The sequence below is a fragment of the Mycobacterium sp. genome, assembly GCF_965277065.1.
Classification (GTDB): Bacteria; Actinomycetota; Actinomycetes; order Mycobacteriales; family Mycobacteriaceae; genus Mycobacterium.
Genome location: NZ_CBDIBT010000018.1, coordinates 610,320 through 625,412 on the forward strand (window position 1 = coordinate 610,320; position 15,093 = coordinate 625,412).

14 protein-coding genes, 1 pseudogene and 1 riboswitch are annotated in these 15,093 nt (G+C 65.8%); of the genes and pseudogenes, 8 read left to right on the top strand and 7 right to left on the bottom strand.

What is annotated here, in order from left to right; translation table 11 throughout:
• Positions 1-17 precede the first annotated feature (17 nt).
• Positions 18-1,277: pseudogene (locus ACQY5A_RS14475) on the top strand (DUF1298 domain-containing protein).
• A 10-nt stretch (positions 1,278-1,287) separates the two neighbouring features.
• On the opposite strand, the gene ACQY5A_RS14480 reads toward ACQY5A_RS14475, so the two are convergent.
• The 3 genes from ACQY5A_RS14480 to ACQY5A_RS14490 are packed head-to-tail and all read right to left on the bottom strand — an operon-like array spanning position 1,288 to position 3,577.
• Positions 1,288-1,869 carry a MarR family transcriptional regulator gene (locus ACQY5A_RS14480; protein WP_428341023.1) on the bottom strand — a complete coding sequence of 194 codons (582 nt, stop codon included), beginning with the start codon at positions 1,867-1,869 and terminating at the stop codon, positions 1,288-1,290.
• Complete coding sequence (locus ACQY5A_RS14485; RefSeq protein WP_428341519.1) at positions 1,866-3,422, bottom strand: pyruvate, phosphate dikinase; 1,557 nt, start codon at positions 3,420-3,422, stop codon at positions 1,866-1,868. Before ACQY5A_RS14485 ends, ACQY5A_RS14480 begins: the two co-directional genes overlap by 4 nt.
• 23 nt (positions 3,423-3,445) lie before the next feature.
• The gene (locus tag ACQY5A_RS14490; protein WP_428341024.1) at positions 3,446-3,577 is read right to left on the bottom strand and encodes a hypothetical protein; all 132 of its coding nucleotides are present in this window, start codon (positions 3,575-3,577) and stop codon (positions 3,446-3,448) included.
• Positions 3,578-3,750: 173 nt separating this feature from the next.
• On the opposite strand from ACQY5A_RS14490, the gene ACQY5A_RS14495 reads away from it, so the two are divergent.
• Genes ACQY5A_RS14495 through ACQY5A_RS14520 form a run of 6 tightly spaced genes read left to right on the top strand, consistent with a single transcriptional unit; the run spans position 3,751 to position 9,136 of the window.
• Positions 3,751-4,266: a DoxX family protein gene (locus ACQY5A_RS14495; RefSeq protein ID WP_428341025.1), complete on the top strand. Its 516-nt coding sequence runs from the start codon at positions 3,751-3,753 to the stop codon at positions 4,264-4,266.
• 17 nt (positions 4,267-4,283) lie between these two features.
• Positions 4,284-5,765, top strand: coding sequence for a 2-methylcitrate dehydratase PrpD (gene prpD / locus ACQY5A_RS14500; protein WP_428341520.1), 1,482 nt, complete (start codon positions 4,284-4,286; stop codon positions 5,763-5,765).
• 44 nt (positions 5,766-5,809) lie between these two features.
• Positions 5,810-6,892: an NAD(P)H-dependent amine dehydrogenase family protein gene (locus ACQY5A_RS14505; RefSeq protein ID WP_428341026.1), complete on the top strand. Its 1,083-nt coding sequence runs from the start codon at positions 5,810-5,812 to the stop codon at positions 6,890-6,892.
• On the top strand, positions 6,889-7,662 hold the full coding sequence (locus ACQY5A_RS14510; protein WP_428341027.1) for an SDR family NAD(P)-dependent oxidoreductase: 774 nt from the start codon (positions 6,889-6,891) through the stop codon (positions 7,660-7,662). Before ACQY5A_RS14505 ends, ACQY5A_RS14510 begins: the two co-directional genes overlap by 4 nt.
• Positions 7,659-8,261, top strand: coding sequence for a TetR family transcriptional regulator (locus ACQY5A_RS14515; RefSeq protein WP_428341028.1), 603 nt, complete (start codon positions 7,659-7,661; stop codon positions 8,259-8,261). The genes ACQY5A_RS14510 and ACQY5A_RS14515 overlap by 4 nt, the downstream gene beginning before the upstream one ends.
• Positions 8,258-9,136 carry a DUF1295 domain-containing protein gene (locus ACQY5A_RS14520; RefSeq protein ID WP_428341029.1) on the top strand — a complete coding sequence of 293 codons (879 nt, stop codon included), beginning with the start codon at positions 8,258-8,260 and terminating at the stop codon, positions 9,134-9,136. The genes ACQY5A_RS14515 and ACQY5A_RS14520 overlap by 4 nt, the downstream gene beginning before the upstream one ends.
• A gap of 13 nt (positions 9,137-9,149) precedes the next feature.
• Here the strand turns inward: ACQY5A_RS14520 and ACQY5A_RS14525 are convergent, their stop codons facing one another.
• The gene (locus ACQY5A_RS14525; protein WP_428341030.1) at positions 9,150-9,536 is read right to left on the bottom strand and encodes a thiol-disulfide oxidoreductase DCC family protein; all 387 of its coding nucleotides are present in this window, start codon (positions 9,534-9,536) and stop codon (positions 9,150-9,152) included.
• Positions 9,533-9,754 (bottom strand): hypothetical protein, encoded by a 222-nt coding sequence (locus ACQY5A_RS14530; protein ID WP_428341031.1) that lies wholly within the window; start codon positions 9,752-9,754, stop codon positions 9,533-9,535. Before ACQY5A_RS14530 ends, ACQY5A_RS14525 begins: the two co-directional genes overlap by 4 nt.
• Positions 9,755-9,858: 104 nt before the next feature.
• Here ACQY5A_RS14530 and ACQY5A_RS14535 point away from each other — a divergent pair, with 104 nt between their 5' ends.
• The gene (locus ACQY5A_RS14535; RefSeq protein ID WP_428341032.1) at positions 9,859-11,598 is read left to right on the top strand and encodes a DUF3556 domain-containing protein; all 1,740 of its coding nucleotides are present in this window, start codon (positions 9,859-9,861) and stop codon (positions 11,596-11,598) included.
• Positions 11,599-11,652: 54 nt separating this feature from the next.
• On the opposite strand, the gene metE is transcribed toward ACQY5A_RS14535, so the two are convergent.
• On the bottom strand, positions 11,653-13,926 hold the full coding sequence (gene metE / locus ACQY5A_RS14540; RefSeq protein WP_428341033.1) for a 5-methyltetrahydropteroyltriglutamate--homocysteine S-methyltransferase: 2,274 nt from the start codon (positions 13,924-13,926) through the stop codon (positions 11,653-11,655).
• Between the two features lie 133 nt (positions 13,927-14,059).
• Positions 14,060-14,267, bottom strand: a riboswitch (cobalamin riboswitch).
• A 93-nt stretch (positions 14,268-14,360) separates the two neighbouring features.
• A complete protein-coding gene (locus tag ACQY5A_RS14545) occupies positions 14,361-15,023 on the bottom strand; it encodes an SDR family oxidoreductase (RefSeq protein ID WP_428341034.1) in 663 nt (220 codons plus the stop codon).
• Between the last annotated feature and the right edge of the window lie 70 nt (positions 15,024-15,093).

Here is a 15,093-nt window from a genome sequence, read left to right on the forward strand (position 1 = left end):
ATCCATAGGATGCTGACATGCCGAACCGGATGACTGCGATCGACGCGCAGTTCTACTGGATGTCGGCCAAAATCCCCAGCGATGAGTTCTTGCTCTATGCATTCGACGGTCTGCCAACGGATTTCGGACACGCCATCAACGAGGTGTGCACTCGCGCGAATGCCAGCCGCGCCTTGACGGTCCGGGTCGAAGACGGATCGCCTTTGACCTACCCGCGCTGGGTACCGACCACTGTCGAGGCCGACCGGATCGTGCGCCACGACCTCGACGACAACAGCTGGCAAGGCTGCCTGGACGCGGTCGGCCGGCTCTTCGATGACCAACTCGACATCCGCCGTGCGCCATGGCGCATGCATCTGTTCGGCCGGTGCACGGTGTTGCGGGCAGCGCCGGACCGGCCACCGTCGCGGTCATGCAGTTCGCGCACGCGCTGCACGGTGTTCGGACGGCCACCGTCGGGCATGCAGTTGGCGGATGGCATGGCCGCGTGGCTGTTCGGCCGCGAGACGCCGGTGCCCAAGCTGGTACCTGAGTCCCGAGGGTTCCTGCCCTGGCTTGCATTCGACGCGGCGCGCGCGCAGCGCAAGCTGGTCAGCGATACCCGTGCGGGGCTGCTGCCGCCTGCGATCGGACCGCAGCCCGCGCTGTGCACCAATACTCACCCGACGGGCGCACGCCCCATGCGCACGCTGGTGCGGCATCGCTCGCAGCTGCGCGGACAAACGGCCACCGTCGCGGTGCTGGCCGCGGCGTCCGGGGCGCTCTCCGGGCAGTTTGGCGACGTGGTCTCGTCACTGGCGGCCGAGGTGACGATGGCCAAACCCGGTGTGCCTCATGCCCATAACCACTTCGCCAATGCCACGATCGGGCTGTATCCGAACCTGGATCGGCAGGCCCGCATCGCGAAAATCGCCACTGACCTGACCAATGCCCGCCTTCGTTCCGAGCATCCCGCATTTCGGGCCGCGGACCGGGCTTTCGCCGCGACGCCCGCTCCGCTGTTGCGCTGGGGTGCCAGCTTGTTCGATCCCGAAGTCCAGCCGGCGCGGGTTGCCGGAAACACCGTCGTGTCAAGCATTTATCGCGTGCCCGTCGACTTGACGTTCGGCGCCGTGCCCGTCCTGCTGACCGCAGTTTTTCCGGGGCTCTCGTCGGTGATCGGCCTCACCCACGGTGTCTGGGGCATGGGGGACACCGTGACGGTCAGCGTGCACGCAGCCGAGTCGGCAGTCGGCGATATCGATGACTATATGGCCCGGCTGGACGCGGAACTGTAGACGAAAGCGGTTACGCGTCTTCGGCTTCGCGGGTCAGGCCGGCGGCCAGGATCAGCTCTTCATGCAGTTCGAACCACACGGTGTGATAGGAGTCCATCAGCGGGCGAGACAGCCACATCGTTTCCCCGGCGCGCACCCGGTCCAGCGCTGTCTGTAACTTCGCGGCGTAGCGGCTCAGTCGCGGGAGTTCAGCAGCCACGGCGTTCACAACGAGCATCGCCGTGTGGTGGACTTCGTCGAGGCGGGTCAGCACGGCGGCGTCGTAGTCGGCGTCATCATGGTTGTTGGGCTGGCTGTCCCTGAGCTGCCAGTCGGTGACCAGCGCCTTGAATTCAGCATTCACGGAACGGAATTCGTCGTACGCGGCCAGGACTGCGTCCGCGTCGACGTGCTGGCGCTCGGATGTCAGCAGTTCCTCCAGACGCACGCGACCCTCGGGGCTGATGCGCAGTGTCGGTCCGTCGGCCAGCAGACCAGCTTCGACCAACCCGTCCACGGTCGGGCCAACTTCTTCGCGCAACGTCGCAGTCAGATCGTCGCGGCCAACCCGCCCCTTTAGCCGGACCGCCTGCAGCACAGCAAGTTCGGTCAAGACGAGACCCGGATCGCGGCCAGCATCGCCAGCAGCGGGCTGGCGGACACCACGTCGCTGTGCCCGCTGGCCAGTGCGGTGCGCACCGCGGCCTCGGAGTGGAGGTCCAGTCGGGGGTAGTCGCCGTCGGAATGCGCCCGCAGCGGGCTGATCCGCCTTGCGACGTCGGCCAATTCGAGCAGTTCGGGAGTGTTGGCTTCGGACCAGGCGGACAGCGGCAGGCTCCCGGATCGGACTTCGCCCGCGTTGCCGTCGACGGTGACTAGCTTGCCGGCCAGTGACTCGGCGACCCCACTGCCACAGCCGACCACGGCCACCCGGCCCAGCTCACGGCTGACCACCGCCGCGTGGCTGGTGGCGCCCCCGGTTTCGGTGACGATTCCGCGCGCTACCAGCATGCCGTGAATGTCGTCCGGGCTGGTGTGGTTGCGAACCAGGATGACATCTTCGCCGTGGTCGGCGGCGTCGATGGCCGCGTCCACATCGGTATAAGCCCGACCCGAGGCGACGCCCGGTCCGGCTGGTTGCCCGGTGGCTAAAAGCTGTGCAGTCAAACGGTTTTCCGGTTGCAGAGAAGGCTGCAGCAAGGCCTCCACATGTGCAGGCGTCACCCGTCGCAGCGTCTCGGCTTCGTCGATCAGCCCGTCGCTCAGTAGCTGCAGGGCCAGCCGCACAGCGGCTTGCGCTGAGCGCTTCGCGGCCCGGGTCTGGAGCAGCCAAAGCGTGCCGTCTTGAATGGTGAATTCGACCTCCTGCACATCCGTCGTCAATCGCTCCAATGACCGTGCAGCGTTGACCAATACGTCGTAGGCGGCAGGCAGCCGGTCACGCAGTGCGGCGATCGGCTCGACGTCGACCGTGCCCGACACCACGTCGTCACCCTGACCGCCGGGCAGCCATTCGCCGAACTCGGCGTCGGCCCCGGTCATCGGGTTGCGCGAAAACATCACCCCTGCTCCGGAATTGGAGTTCAGGTTGCCGAAGGCCATCGCCTGCACAATCACGGCGGTGCCGGCGCGATCGTCGAGGCCGTGATGGGAGCGGTAGGCGACGGCGCGTGGCGAGTCCCACGAGGCGAACACCGCCTCGATCGCGGCCCGCAACTGCTGGTACGGGTCGTCGGGCGCCGGACCGGTCACGATCCGCGAGTACGACTCGGTGAAGCGCCGCCGCGAGTCGCGGGCGAATTCCACCGAACCTTCGGCAGCCAAAGCGTTTTCGACGGCATCGCTGAATCCGAGATCGAGCAGGGTGTCCATCATCCCAGGCATCGAGACCGCGGCGCCGGAGCGCACGCTGACCAGCAGCGGCCGTGGCCCGTCGCCGAACGTGCGCGACGTCGCGGCTTCCAGGGTGCGCATTCGATCACGCACGTCATCCCAGATCGCGTCGAGGGTTGCGGCGGGCTCAGCGCGGTAACGCGCACCCACCTCGGCGGTGATGCAGAACGCCGGCGGCACCGGCAAGCCGTTGCGGCGCATCATGTCGATGCCGTGCGCCTTATGGCCCAGAACTTCCGGCGGCGCCGAGGCGGCACCGTCCAGCAGTATCACCGGCCTTGTGGACATCCGAATATTCAGGATCGACCGCGCAGCAGGCCGAACCCGAAGTTGGTACCGAGACCGCGCTGCAGGGCCAGGTGGATCCAGAGCAGCGCGTAGGGCTCCAGCAGCCGGGCCAGGGTCAGATCGCCCGCGTTGATGATCACCTGGCCGAAAGTGACGTCGTGGCCGCCGGTGCGCCACGCCGTACCGAGCGTGCGGCCGACGTTGCCCGCTCCGATGATCGCAATCTTGATGGGTCGCTCCTTCTACGTCGGGGTGCGGCTGGCAGGATACCTCTGCCTATCCCGTGCCTACCCGATGATCTAGGTTGGCGTCTATGAATGATGCCTCTGACGTCGGGTTGCTGATTCTGCGGCTGGTGCTGGGCTTGACCCTGGCGGCTCACGGTTACAACAAATTCTTCGGTGGCGGACGGATACCCGGAACCGCGGGCTGGTTTGAGAGCATCGGGATGAAATACGGCAAGTTTCAGGCCGTCGTCGCCGCGACCACCGAGATCAGCGCCGGGCTGGGCCTGGCCGCCGGCCTGCTCACGCCGATTCCCGCCGCGGGTTTCGTGGCGTTGATGCTGGTAGCGGCGTGGACCGTGCATCGCCACAACGGATTCTTCATCGTCAAGGAGGGCTGGGAGTACAACCTGATCCTGGCCGTCACGGCGGTAACCATCGCCACGACGGGCCCCGGCAGACTCAGCCTGGACTACCAGATCTTCGGGCCCCAACTGTTCCACCCCGGCTGGCACGGACTGTTCGGTTCGCTGCTGCTGGGCATCGGCGGGGCGTTCGGTCAGCTGGCGCTGTTCTACCGGCCGCCGGTCGCTGAGGCTAAATAGCTGGGAGCTGACCAGTCCTGAGTCATCCTGTCCGGGCGCACCGCAGCGCCGACGCCTTTCCGGTCACCGAGCACCTGGCCTACAAGATCGCGCAGGTCGCAGTCGACCCGGTAGCGGTCCCGTCGGAGACGGAAGCGATGGTGATCAACCGGATCATCGATAACGCGGCAGTCAGCGCCGCGGCCGTGCTCAGACGACCGGTCACCGTTGCCCGTCACCAGGCGCTCGCGCATCCCGCTCGCCCGGGCGCTGGGGTCTTCGGCGTCGACGGCAGCTATTCCGCCGAGTGGGCCGCTTGGGCCAACGGCGTTGCTGTTCGCGAACTCGACTACCACGACACCTTTCTGGCCGCCGACTACTCCCATCCGGGCGACAACATTCCGCCGCTGGTCGCGGTCGCCCAGCAACTCGGCGTGCCGGGCAGCGACCTAATCCGGGGTCTGGCCACGGCGTATGAGGTGCAGATCGGCTTGGTCAAAGGAATCTGCCTGCACGAGCACAAGATTGACCATGTCGCCCACCTCGGCCCGTCGGTGGCCGCCGGTCTGGGCACCATGCTGCGGCTCGACGTCGACACCATCTACCAAGCGATCGGGCAGGCGCTGCACCTGACCACGTGCACGCGCCAGTCCCGCAAAGGAGCAATCTCCAGCTGGAAGGCATTCGCGCCCGCTCACGCCGCCAAGGTGGCCATCGAGGCCGTCGACCGGGCGATGCGCGGCGAGGGCGCACCCGCGCCGATCTGGGAGGGGGAGGACGGTGTGATCTCCTGGCTGCTGTCGGGTCCCGAGCACACCTACCAGGTGCCGCTGCCCGCGCCAGGTGAACCCAAGCGCGCGATCCTGGACAGCTACACGAAAGAGCATTCCGCCGAATACCAGAGTCAGGCGCCGATCGATCTAGCCCGCCGGCTGCGGGAGCGCATCGGCGACCTCGACCAGATCGCGACGATCGTGCTGCACACCAGCCACCACACACACTATGTGATCGGCACCGGCTCCGCTGACCCGCAGAAGTTCGACCCTGACGCATCCAGAGAGACGCTCGATCACTCGCTGCCGTATATCTTCGCCGTCGCGCTGCAGGACGGCAGCTGGGATCACGAACTGTCCTACGCGCCAGAACGAGCGCACCGGCCGGACACAATTGCACTGTGGCGCAAGATCTCCACCGTCGAAGACCCGGAGTGGACCCGTCGCTATCACTCGGACGATTCGCGGGAGAAGGCGTTCGGCGCCCGAGCGGAAGTGACGCTGACAAGCGGCGAGGTGATCAGCGATGAGCTGGCAGTGGCCGACGCTCATCCGCTGGGGGCGAGACCCTTCGAGCGGGAGGATTACATCGGCAAGTTCACCAGGCTGGTCGATGGAGTGGTGGATCCCGTTGAACAGCAACGATTTCTGAGTGCAGCGCAGCGAATCGACGACGTGAACGAGCTCAACCTGCGGGTCCACAACTTGGACCGCGAGCCGGCCATCCCGCCGGGCATCTTTGGCTGAGCCATCGTTGACAGTGACTGCCAACCGGTCATACTGTGCCAGGCATGACCAATCCGCCGAAGCTGCGCGTCATCCAGTGGGCCACCGGGGGGGTCGGTAAGGCCGCCATCGAATGCGTGCTGAACCACCCACAACTCGAGCTTGCCGGGTGCTGGGTGCACAGCGCGGACAAGAACGGGCGCGACGTCGGTGAGATCCTCGGCATCGAAACGCTCGGCGTCACCGCGACATCGAGCAAGGACGAGGCGCTGACCATCGACGCCGATTGTGTGATGTACAGCCCGCTGATTCCCAACGACGACGAGGTCGTGGCGATTCTGCGGTCCGGCAAGAACATCGTGACCCCGGTCGGATGGGTATACCCCGATCCGGGAAATGCCCGGCACCAAGCGGTCGCCGACGCCGCGGTCGAAGCCGGCGTGACCCTACACGGTTCCGGTATTCATCCCGGCGGTATCACCGAACGGTTCCCGCTGATGATCTCGTCGCTGGTGTCGGCGGTCACCCACGTGCGTGCCGAAGAGTTCTCCGACATCCGTACCTACAACGCACCGGACGTGGTGCGCCACATCATGGGCTTCGGTGGCACACCCGAAGAAGCGATGGAAGGCCCGATGGCCGGCCTGCTGGAAGCCGGCTTCAAGCAGTCAGTGCGAATGATCGCCGACCACATGGGTTTTCGTATCGACGCCAACATCAGGACGATCCAGGACGTCGCGGTGGCCACCGCCGACATCGACTACGCGCCGTTTCCGATCACCACCGGCAGCGTGGCCGCGCGCCGGTTCCGCTGGCAGGCGCTGGTCGACGGCGAACCGGTGGTCACGGCCGCGGTCAACTGGCTGATGGGCGAGGAAAACCTGGAGCCCGCTTGGGATTTCGGCGGCATCGGGGAACGCTTCGAGGTCGAGATCACCGGCGACCCCACCGTGAACCTCACCTTTAAGGGTCTGCAGCCGGAGACGATCGCCGAAGGGCTGGTGAAGAATCCGGGCGTCGTGGTCACCGCCAACCATTGCGTGAACGCCATCCCCGACGTCTGTGCCGCCGAACCCGGCATCAAGACCTATCTGGACCTTCCGCTGTTCGCTGGGCGACCGGCGGCGCGGCTCGCGTCGGTGACTTGAGCTACGCCCACCCCGACTCGATGTGCGGGCACGTCGCGATCATCACCGGCGGAGCCCAGGGCGTCGGAAAGGGCGTCGCCACTGCACTTCTCGAGCGGGGAGCGTCGGTGCTGCTGGTCGACATCAACGGCGAGAAGCTGGCCGCCACCACCGACGAACTCAGGGCAGCCGGGCGCGTCGAGCAACTGGTCGCCGACTTGCGTGATCCGGACAGCGCCCAGTGGATCGTCGCCGCGGCCGTCGATGCTTTCGGCACGGTGCACGGACTGGTCAACAACGCGATCGCCACCAACGAGCCCAAGGCATTCGTCGACATCACGATCGAGGACATCGCGCTGGGTCACGAGGTCGGGCCGCGGGCCAGTTTCCTGCTGATGCAGGCCGTGCATCCGCTGATGGTCGCAGCCGGTGGCGGGTCGATCGTCAACCTCGGCTCGGGCACCGGCACCGGCGGCGAACCCAAGTGGGGCGGCTACGCTGCCGCCAAAGAAGCCATCCGTGGTCTGTCGAAAGTCGCGGCGCTGGAATGGGGTCGGGACAACATCCGGGTCAACGTGGTCTGCCCCTTCGTCGAGTCCGACGGCATCAAATATTGGAAATCGTTTGCTCCCAAGGAGTACGACAAGGCCGTCAAACGGGTTCCGATGAAGCGCATCGGCGACGTGCGCGACGACGCGGGCGCACTGGTCGCATTCCTGCTCAGCAGCGACTCGACCTTCATCACCGGGCAGACCATCCACGTCGACGGCGGGATCGGTTGCTTCCGATGACCGAGTCGCTGCGCGACCGGCAGCGCGCGCAGATTCGGGCCGACATCCGTCGGGCCGCGTTCCGGCTGTTCATCGAGCGCGGGTACGACGCCGTGACGACCGAGGAAATCGCTTCGGCCGCGGGGATTTCGGTGCGCACCTTCTTTCGGTACGTGCCGACGAAGGAGGAGTTGCTGCTGGCTCCCGTCCGGCACGGGGGCACCGCGATCGTCGGCCTCCTCGAGGCGCGACCGGCTGCCGAGCAGCCCGACGTCGCGTTGATCAACGCGATCGTCACCCGGACGCGGTCGTTCGGCGTGGCCGACACCGAGGAGTGGCGGGAGGCGTTGCTGGTCGCACCTGACCTGCTCGGCAAGCTGACCGTGCACCTTCCAGCGGATAAGGATCGAGTGACCAAGCTGGTGGCCGCACGGATGGGCAGCAACTCCGGTGCCGACATCCGGCCCGCTCTATTAGTCCAACTCGCCTTTGCTGCAGCCGATTTCGGGTTTCAGCAATGGGTTCGCCAGTCGACCAAAAAGCCGCGGGCACTCGATCGTTATGTCACCGAAGCACTCGAAGCGGTCAAGAGCCCCTTTTGGGAGAGGAAACGCACGTGACGACGAGAAGCAAGACGCAGTCGCTGGCACTCGTCGCAGTGGCGTATGTCGTAGCCATCGCCGTCGGTGCCGGATGGTTGGCCTGGGGTGTGCACACCGGCCGACTGTTGTTGGACACGCTGATCGCGGACCTGCTGGCCACGCTAGTGGTCTTCGCGTTCAGCCGGGCGTACGGCAACTCGAGTTTCTACGACGCCTACTGGAGCGTGATTCCGCCTGTGCTGCTGTTCTACTGGTGGAGTCAGTCCGGCGTGCAGCAGGTGCGGTGCTGGCTGATCGCGGCGGTGGTGCTGCTGTGGGCGATTCGCCTGACCGCGAACTGGCTGTACTCGTTTCCCGGCCTGCACCACGAGGATTGGCGTTACCCGATGTTCCGCGAGCGCGCCGGGCGGTGGGAATTCGTGGTCGACCTGGTGACGATCCATCTCATCCCGACACTGCTGGTGTTCGCCGGCATGCTGCCGGTGTACGCCGCGGTGACCTGGCCCGGCGCCGACATCGCCTGGCTGACCTACCTGGCTACGGCGGTGGGACTTGCTGCCGTCGGTCTCGAGTTGGCCGCCGATACGCAGATGCACCGATTTGTTCGCGACAAGGCCGCTGGGGAGGCGATGGACCGCGGGCTGTGGTCGTGGTCGCGGCATCCGAACTACTTCGGGGAGTTCAGCTTCTGGGTTTCGCTGGCACTGTTCGGTGTTGCCGTCTCGCCGTCAGATGCATGGTGGTTGTGCCTCGGTGCGCTGGGGATGCTGGGCATGTTCCTCGGCGGCAGCATCCCGATGATGGAGACGCGCAGCCTGGAGCGGCGGCCCAGCTACCAAGAGGTGATCGACCGGGTTCCCCGATTCGTGCCGCGCCCGCCGCGTAAGACTTAGCCGCCGGCCAGCCCTAGCAGGCGGCCGGATGTGTCTCGCAGTACGGCGTGGTCCCCGGGAACTTGTACCGGTGTCCGGCGACCCATTGATAGACGGCTTCTTCGATAGACCGGATCCCGGGAATTCGGTAGACCACCAACGGGATGCGCGTGCCGAGCGCTGTCGACACCGCCGCATTGGCGGCCTCGGCGCCGGAGTAGACCGCGCCCGAAGAGTCCAGCCAGCGGACCGAATCCAGCAGGCTGGCCGGCGCGACGCCAAGCCGTTCAGCTGCTCCGGGGCTCTGGAGTGGCTCGGTCGCTATGTTGCCGGTGCGGTCGAATCTGAGCAGTAAATCCATGGAGCGGGTGCACATTCCGCACGCACCGTCGAAGAACAGAGTGCCTGCTGTAAAGGTCATCGGTGCACCACCTTGCCGTCGCTTATTCGCGACTCTGCCAGTCTACCGGTGATCGCGAAGAGGATGCCGATGCCGATCGCGGCTTCCAGCGCCCGGCGGCCGGTGAGCGCCATCAGGATCGCCACCAACCAACGGCGAAAAGTATTGCCGCCCAACGCAGAGCACACTCGGCGGATCTGGGTGGCGCTGAAAGCCGACGTGTCATCGCGGATCACCACTACTACGCATCGTAGTAATCAAGAGTTCTGCCGACAGGATTTACCGGACGCGGTTTCCCACGAACGGGAACCATCGGCCTAGAACACGTTCTAGTCTTGCCGCCATGGGATTCCTCAAACAGGACACTCCGCAGGTCAATTTCGAAGAGTGGAGCAAAGGCACTCGCGCCGAGAAGATCATCCCGATGGCCCGGCACTGGGCAGAGGTTGGCTTCGGCACCCCGGTGCTGCTGCACTTGTTCTACGTCGTCAAGATCGTGCTTTACATCCTGGCGGCCTGGCTGGTGGCGCTGACCACCACCGGAATCACCGGCTTCACCAGCGTCGCGCACTGGTACGCCGAGCCGATCGTGTTCGAGAAGGTCGTGCTCTACACGATGCTGTTCGAAGTCGTCGGCCTCGGTTGCGGCTTTGGCCCGTTGAACAACCGCTTCTTCCCACCGATGGGATCGATCCTCTACTGGCTGCGGCCCGGCACGATTCGTCTGCCACCGTGGCCCGGCCGGATCCCGTTGACGAAGGGGGATAGCCGCAGTCCCTTCGACGCACTGCTCTATGCGGCGTTGCTGGTGCTGCTCACCATCGCGATCTTCTCCGACGGCGCCGGGCCGGTGCCTGCCCTCGGCACGACGGTCGGCGTGCTGCCGGCGTGGCAGATCTGGGCGGTGTTAGGCGTGCTGGCGGTGCTGGGATTGCGCGACAAGGTGATCTTCCTGGCGGCCCGTGGTGAGGTGTACGCCTCGTTCACGGTGGCGTTCCTGTTCGCCGGCTATGGCGTGGACATGATCCTCGGCGCCAAGCTCGTATGTCTGGTGATCTGGCTCGGCGCGGCGACATCGAAACTGAACAAGCACTTTCCCTTCGTGATCTCGACGATGATGAGCAACAACCCGGTGTTTCGGCCGCGGTTCATCAAACGTGGTTTCTTCGAACACTTTCCGGACGACCTGCGCCCGGGCCGGCGATCCCGTTGGCTCGCGCATTTCAGCACCGCGATCGAGGGATTGGTGCCGCTGGTGTTGTTCTTCAGCCACGGCGGCTGGGCAGGCGCGATCGCCGCATTCGTCATGCTGTGCTTCCACTTCGGCATCTTGTCGTCGATCCCGATGGGGGTGCCGCTGGAGTGGAACGTCTTCATGATGTTCAGCGTGCTGGCGCTGTTCGTAGGGCACCCATCGGTCGGGCTCGCGGACCTGACCAGCCCACTGCCGATCCTGTTGTTCGCGGTGGTGGCCGGCACCGTCGTGGCCGGAAACTTGTTCCCGCGCAAAGTCTCTTTTCTGCCCGGCATGCGATATTACGCCGGCAACTGGGACACCACGCTGTGGTGCATCAAGGCGTCGGCGGAGGCGAAGATCGCCGAGCACGTCGTCGCGATCTCGAGCATGCCCGCCGCGCAACTGGAGAAGTTCTACGGCAGCAAGGAAGCCGCGCAGATTCCGATGTACATGGGATATGCGTTCCGCGCGTTCAACACTCACGGCCGGGCGCTGTTCACGCTGGCGCACCGCGTAATGGCCGGTCATAACGAGGACGACTTCGTGTTGACCGACGGAGAACGAGTCACCAGCACGGCGATCGGGTGGAATTTCGGTGACGGCCACTTCAGCAACGAGCAGTTGGTCGCCGCGTTGCAGAAGCGCTGCCACTTCGAGCCGGCTGAGGTCCGCGTCGTGATGCTCGACGCGCAGCCCATTCACCGGCAGACCCAGCAGTATCGGCTGGTGGACGCGGCGACCGGCGAATTCGAACGCGGCTACGTCCAGGTGGCGGACATGGTGACCCGCCAACCGTGGGCCGACGACGTGCCGGTACACGTGCTCTCTCAAGCGCGCCGAGCGTAACGCCACTGCGAATCCGCCGTTCGAAAATCGCGGTGGCGTTACGCTCGCGCGAGACTAGGCGTTGGCGCGGACCTTCTTGGTCGCCTCGACCAGGTTGGCCAACGACGCGTTCACCTCATCGGAGTTACGGGTCTTCAGGCCGCAGTCCGGGTTGACCCAAAGCCGATCCGCTGGAACGGCTTTCAGCGCCTCGCGCAACGACGTGGCTATCTCGTCGGTGCTCGGGACCCGCGGCGAGTGGATGTCGTAGACACCGGGCCCGACGCTGTTGGAGAAGCCGATCGAGTTCAGGTCGTCGAGCACTTCCATGTGCGAGCGGGCCGCTTCGATCGAAGTGACGTCGGCGTCCAGGTCGGCGATCGCACCGATCACCTCACCGAACTCCGAGTAGCACAGGTGCGTGTGGATCTGGGTCGAGTCCTCCACTCCCGACGTCGCCAGCCGGAACGAGCCGACCGCCCAATCCAGATATGCCGGCTTCGCAGAGTTGCGGAGCGGCAACAGCTCTCGCAGCGCCGGCTCGTCGACCTGGATTACTGCGATACCGGCCGACTGCAGGTCCACGGTCTCGTCGCGGATCGCCAGCGCCACCTGGTAGGCGGTGTCGGCCAGCGGCTGGTCGTCGCGAACGAACGACCACGCCAGGATCGTCACCGGACCGGTGAGCATTCCCTTGACCGGCTTGTCGGTCAGCGACTGCGCGTACGTGGCCCACTGCACCGTCATCGGGTGCTGACGGGTCACGTCGCCATAGAGAACCGGCGGACGTACGCAGCGGCTGCCGTAGGACTGCACCCAGCCGTTCTTGGTGGCGAAGAAGCCGTCCAACTGCTCAGCGAAGTACTGCACCATGTCATTGCGCTCCGGCTCGCCGTGCACCAGCACGTCAAGGCCCAGGTCTTCTTGCAGCTTGATCACGTCGGCCACCTCGGACTGCATCCGGCGGGTGTATTCCGCGTCGTCGATCTCCCCGGCGACCCAGGCGGCGCGCGCCTTTCGGATCTCGACGGTCTGCGGGAACGACCCGATGGTGGTCGTCGGCAGCGGCGGCAGGTGCAGCCGATCAGTCTGGGCCGCACGGCGTTGGGCCGCCGGCCCGCGCTCGGTGCCCCCAGACGTCGCGATCGACTCGATGCGCTCGCGCACCTTGTCGTTGTTCAGCCGTGGGTCCTTCTTGCGGGACGCGACCGCCGCGTTCGATTCGGCGATCTCGTCGGCCACTGCGTCTCGGCCGTCCTTCAGGGCCTTGGCCAAGGTGACCACCTCGTGCACCTTTTCGGCGCCGAATGCCAGCCAACTGCGCAGCGCGTCGTCCAGATCGGTCTCTGGCTCCAACGAGTACGGCACGTGCAGCGTCGAGCACGATGTAGAAACAGCCACGGCAGCAACGCTTTCCCGCAAGCCGGCCAGCGTGCCGAGTGCCGCTTCCAGATCGGTGCGCCAAATGTTGCGACCGTCGACGATGCCGGCCACCAGAGTCTTGCCGCTCAGTTGGGGGACCGACCCGATCGCGGCGTCGGCGCCATAGACCAGGTCGACACCGATCGCCTCGACCGGCGTGCGTGCCAGAGCGGGCAACGTGGCGCCGGGGTCACCGAAGTAGGTGGCGACGTGAATCGCCGGTCGGTTGTCCAGCGCGCCCAGCGTGCCGTAGCCGCGCTCGGCGAGCGTCGCGGCGTCGGCCGAGATGTCGGTCACCAGCGCCGGCTCGTCGATCTGCACCCATGCCGCGCCCTCGTCGGCGAGTTGGCCGAGCAGATCGCTGTACAGCGGAACCAGCTCGTCGAGCCGCTCGATCGGTGCGCCGGCGCCGTCGACTGCCTTACTCAGGAGCAGGAAGGTGATCGGGCCGATGATGACGGGACGGGCCGGAATACCTTGGTCGCGAGCCTCTTTGAGTTCGGAGATCACTTTGTCCGGGTGCAGTGAGAACTCGGTGTTCGGGCCGATCTCCGGCACGATGTAGTGGTAGTTGGTGTCGAACCACTTGGTCATCTCCAGCGGCGCGATGTCCCCGGTGCCGCGAGCCGCGGCGAAGTAGCGGTCCAGGTCGTCGGAGACGGCCTGGACGCGGGACGGCAGCGCGCCGAACAGCACGGCGGTGTCCAGCATTTGGTCGTAGTAGGAGAAGGTGTTCACCGGCACTGAGTCGAGGCCGGCGGCGGCCAGCGCAGACCAGGTGTCGCGTCGCAGCGTGGCGGCGACCTTCTCCAGATCCGAGCGGCTGGTCTTGCCATTCCAGTAGCTCTCGGTGGCGCGCTTGAGCTCACGCTTCGGGCCGATGCGCGGAGAGCCGGTGATGGTGGCGGTAAACGGTGTTGCGGTCACAATCGTTGTCGTCCTTCAATCGACGGGGTGGTCACCGCCAACGAACGCACAACCGGTCCGGTGCAGCGCACACAGCCACTGCAACCGTTACGGCCAGACGCCCATTCCACGAGGCGATGAGCCGCCAGGCGCGGCGCGCCCGGCACAGTCGGCAGGTCTTCGGACTCACAGGCGTGCACCCGGTGGTGCTCCTACTGGCCGTCGCTTCCCGGTCTGGGTTGGTTCTCCGAAGACCAGTGCTATTGACGGCGGTCGTTCCTGCATACCGCTGCGGGACAGTCCCGGACTCACACCGGGTTCCCTCTTACGAAGCACATCTAACCTGCTTCGCTCGATGCCGAATCTCCTCGTGTACGACGAGATCGGCAGACCGACTGCGAGGTGGACATTATCTGATCGACGCCGGTGACCCGCTGCTCCCGCTTTTTGCCGGGCTAGCTATCGCCGCTGGTAGCCAGTGCTTCGGCGATAGGCAGGTCGCCGTTGTTGAACTCGATCGTCCGGTGGATCGTCGCGTCGTCGAGGAGCACTTCGGCGGCGACCAACGCGACATCCTCGCGCGACACCGAGCCCTTCTTGGCCGCGGCAGCGCCGACTTCGATCCGCCCGGTCGCCGGGTCCAGGGTGAGGCCACTGGGTCCCAGCACGGTCCAGTCCAGGTCGGTGGCGCGAAGATGGGCGTCGGCGGCCGCTTTGGCCTCAGCGTAGGGGTAGAACGAGTTGTTCTCCGCCACACCGTGATCAGGTCCCGCTCCGAAATACGACACCATCACGAATCGCCGGACGCCGGACTGCCCGGCCGCATCGATCACGCGGATCGCGGCGTCGCGGTCGACGGCGTAGGTGCGGGCCGGGTCGCCACCGCCGGCGCCGGCGGAGAACACCACGGCATCGTGGCCGGCCAGCAGATCGGCCAGCGCTTCGGTGTCCGACTGCTCGATGTCTGCGACGACGGGATGCGCGCCGGTGGCGCCGATGTCGTCGGCGTGATCGGGATTGCGGATGACCGACGTCACCTCGTCCGAACGGTCGCTGAGGATGCGGGCCAGGTGCAGAGCGACTTTGCCGTGGCCGCCGATGATGAGGATGCGAGACATGTTCTCGACGCTACCGACCGGTAGGGCACCCCGACGAGTGCCCAACTAAGCGGTTGGTCAACAATCGGAA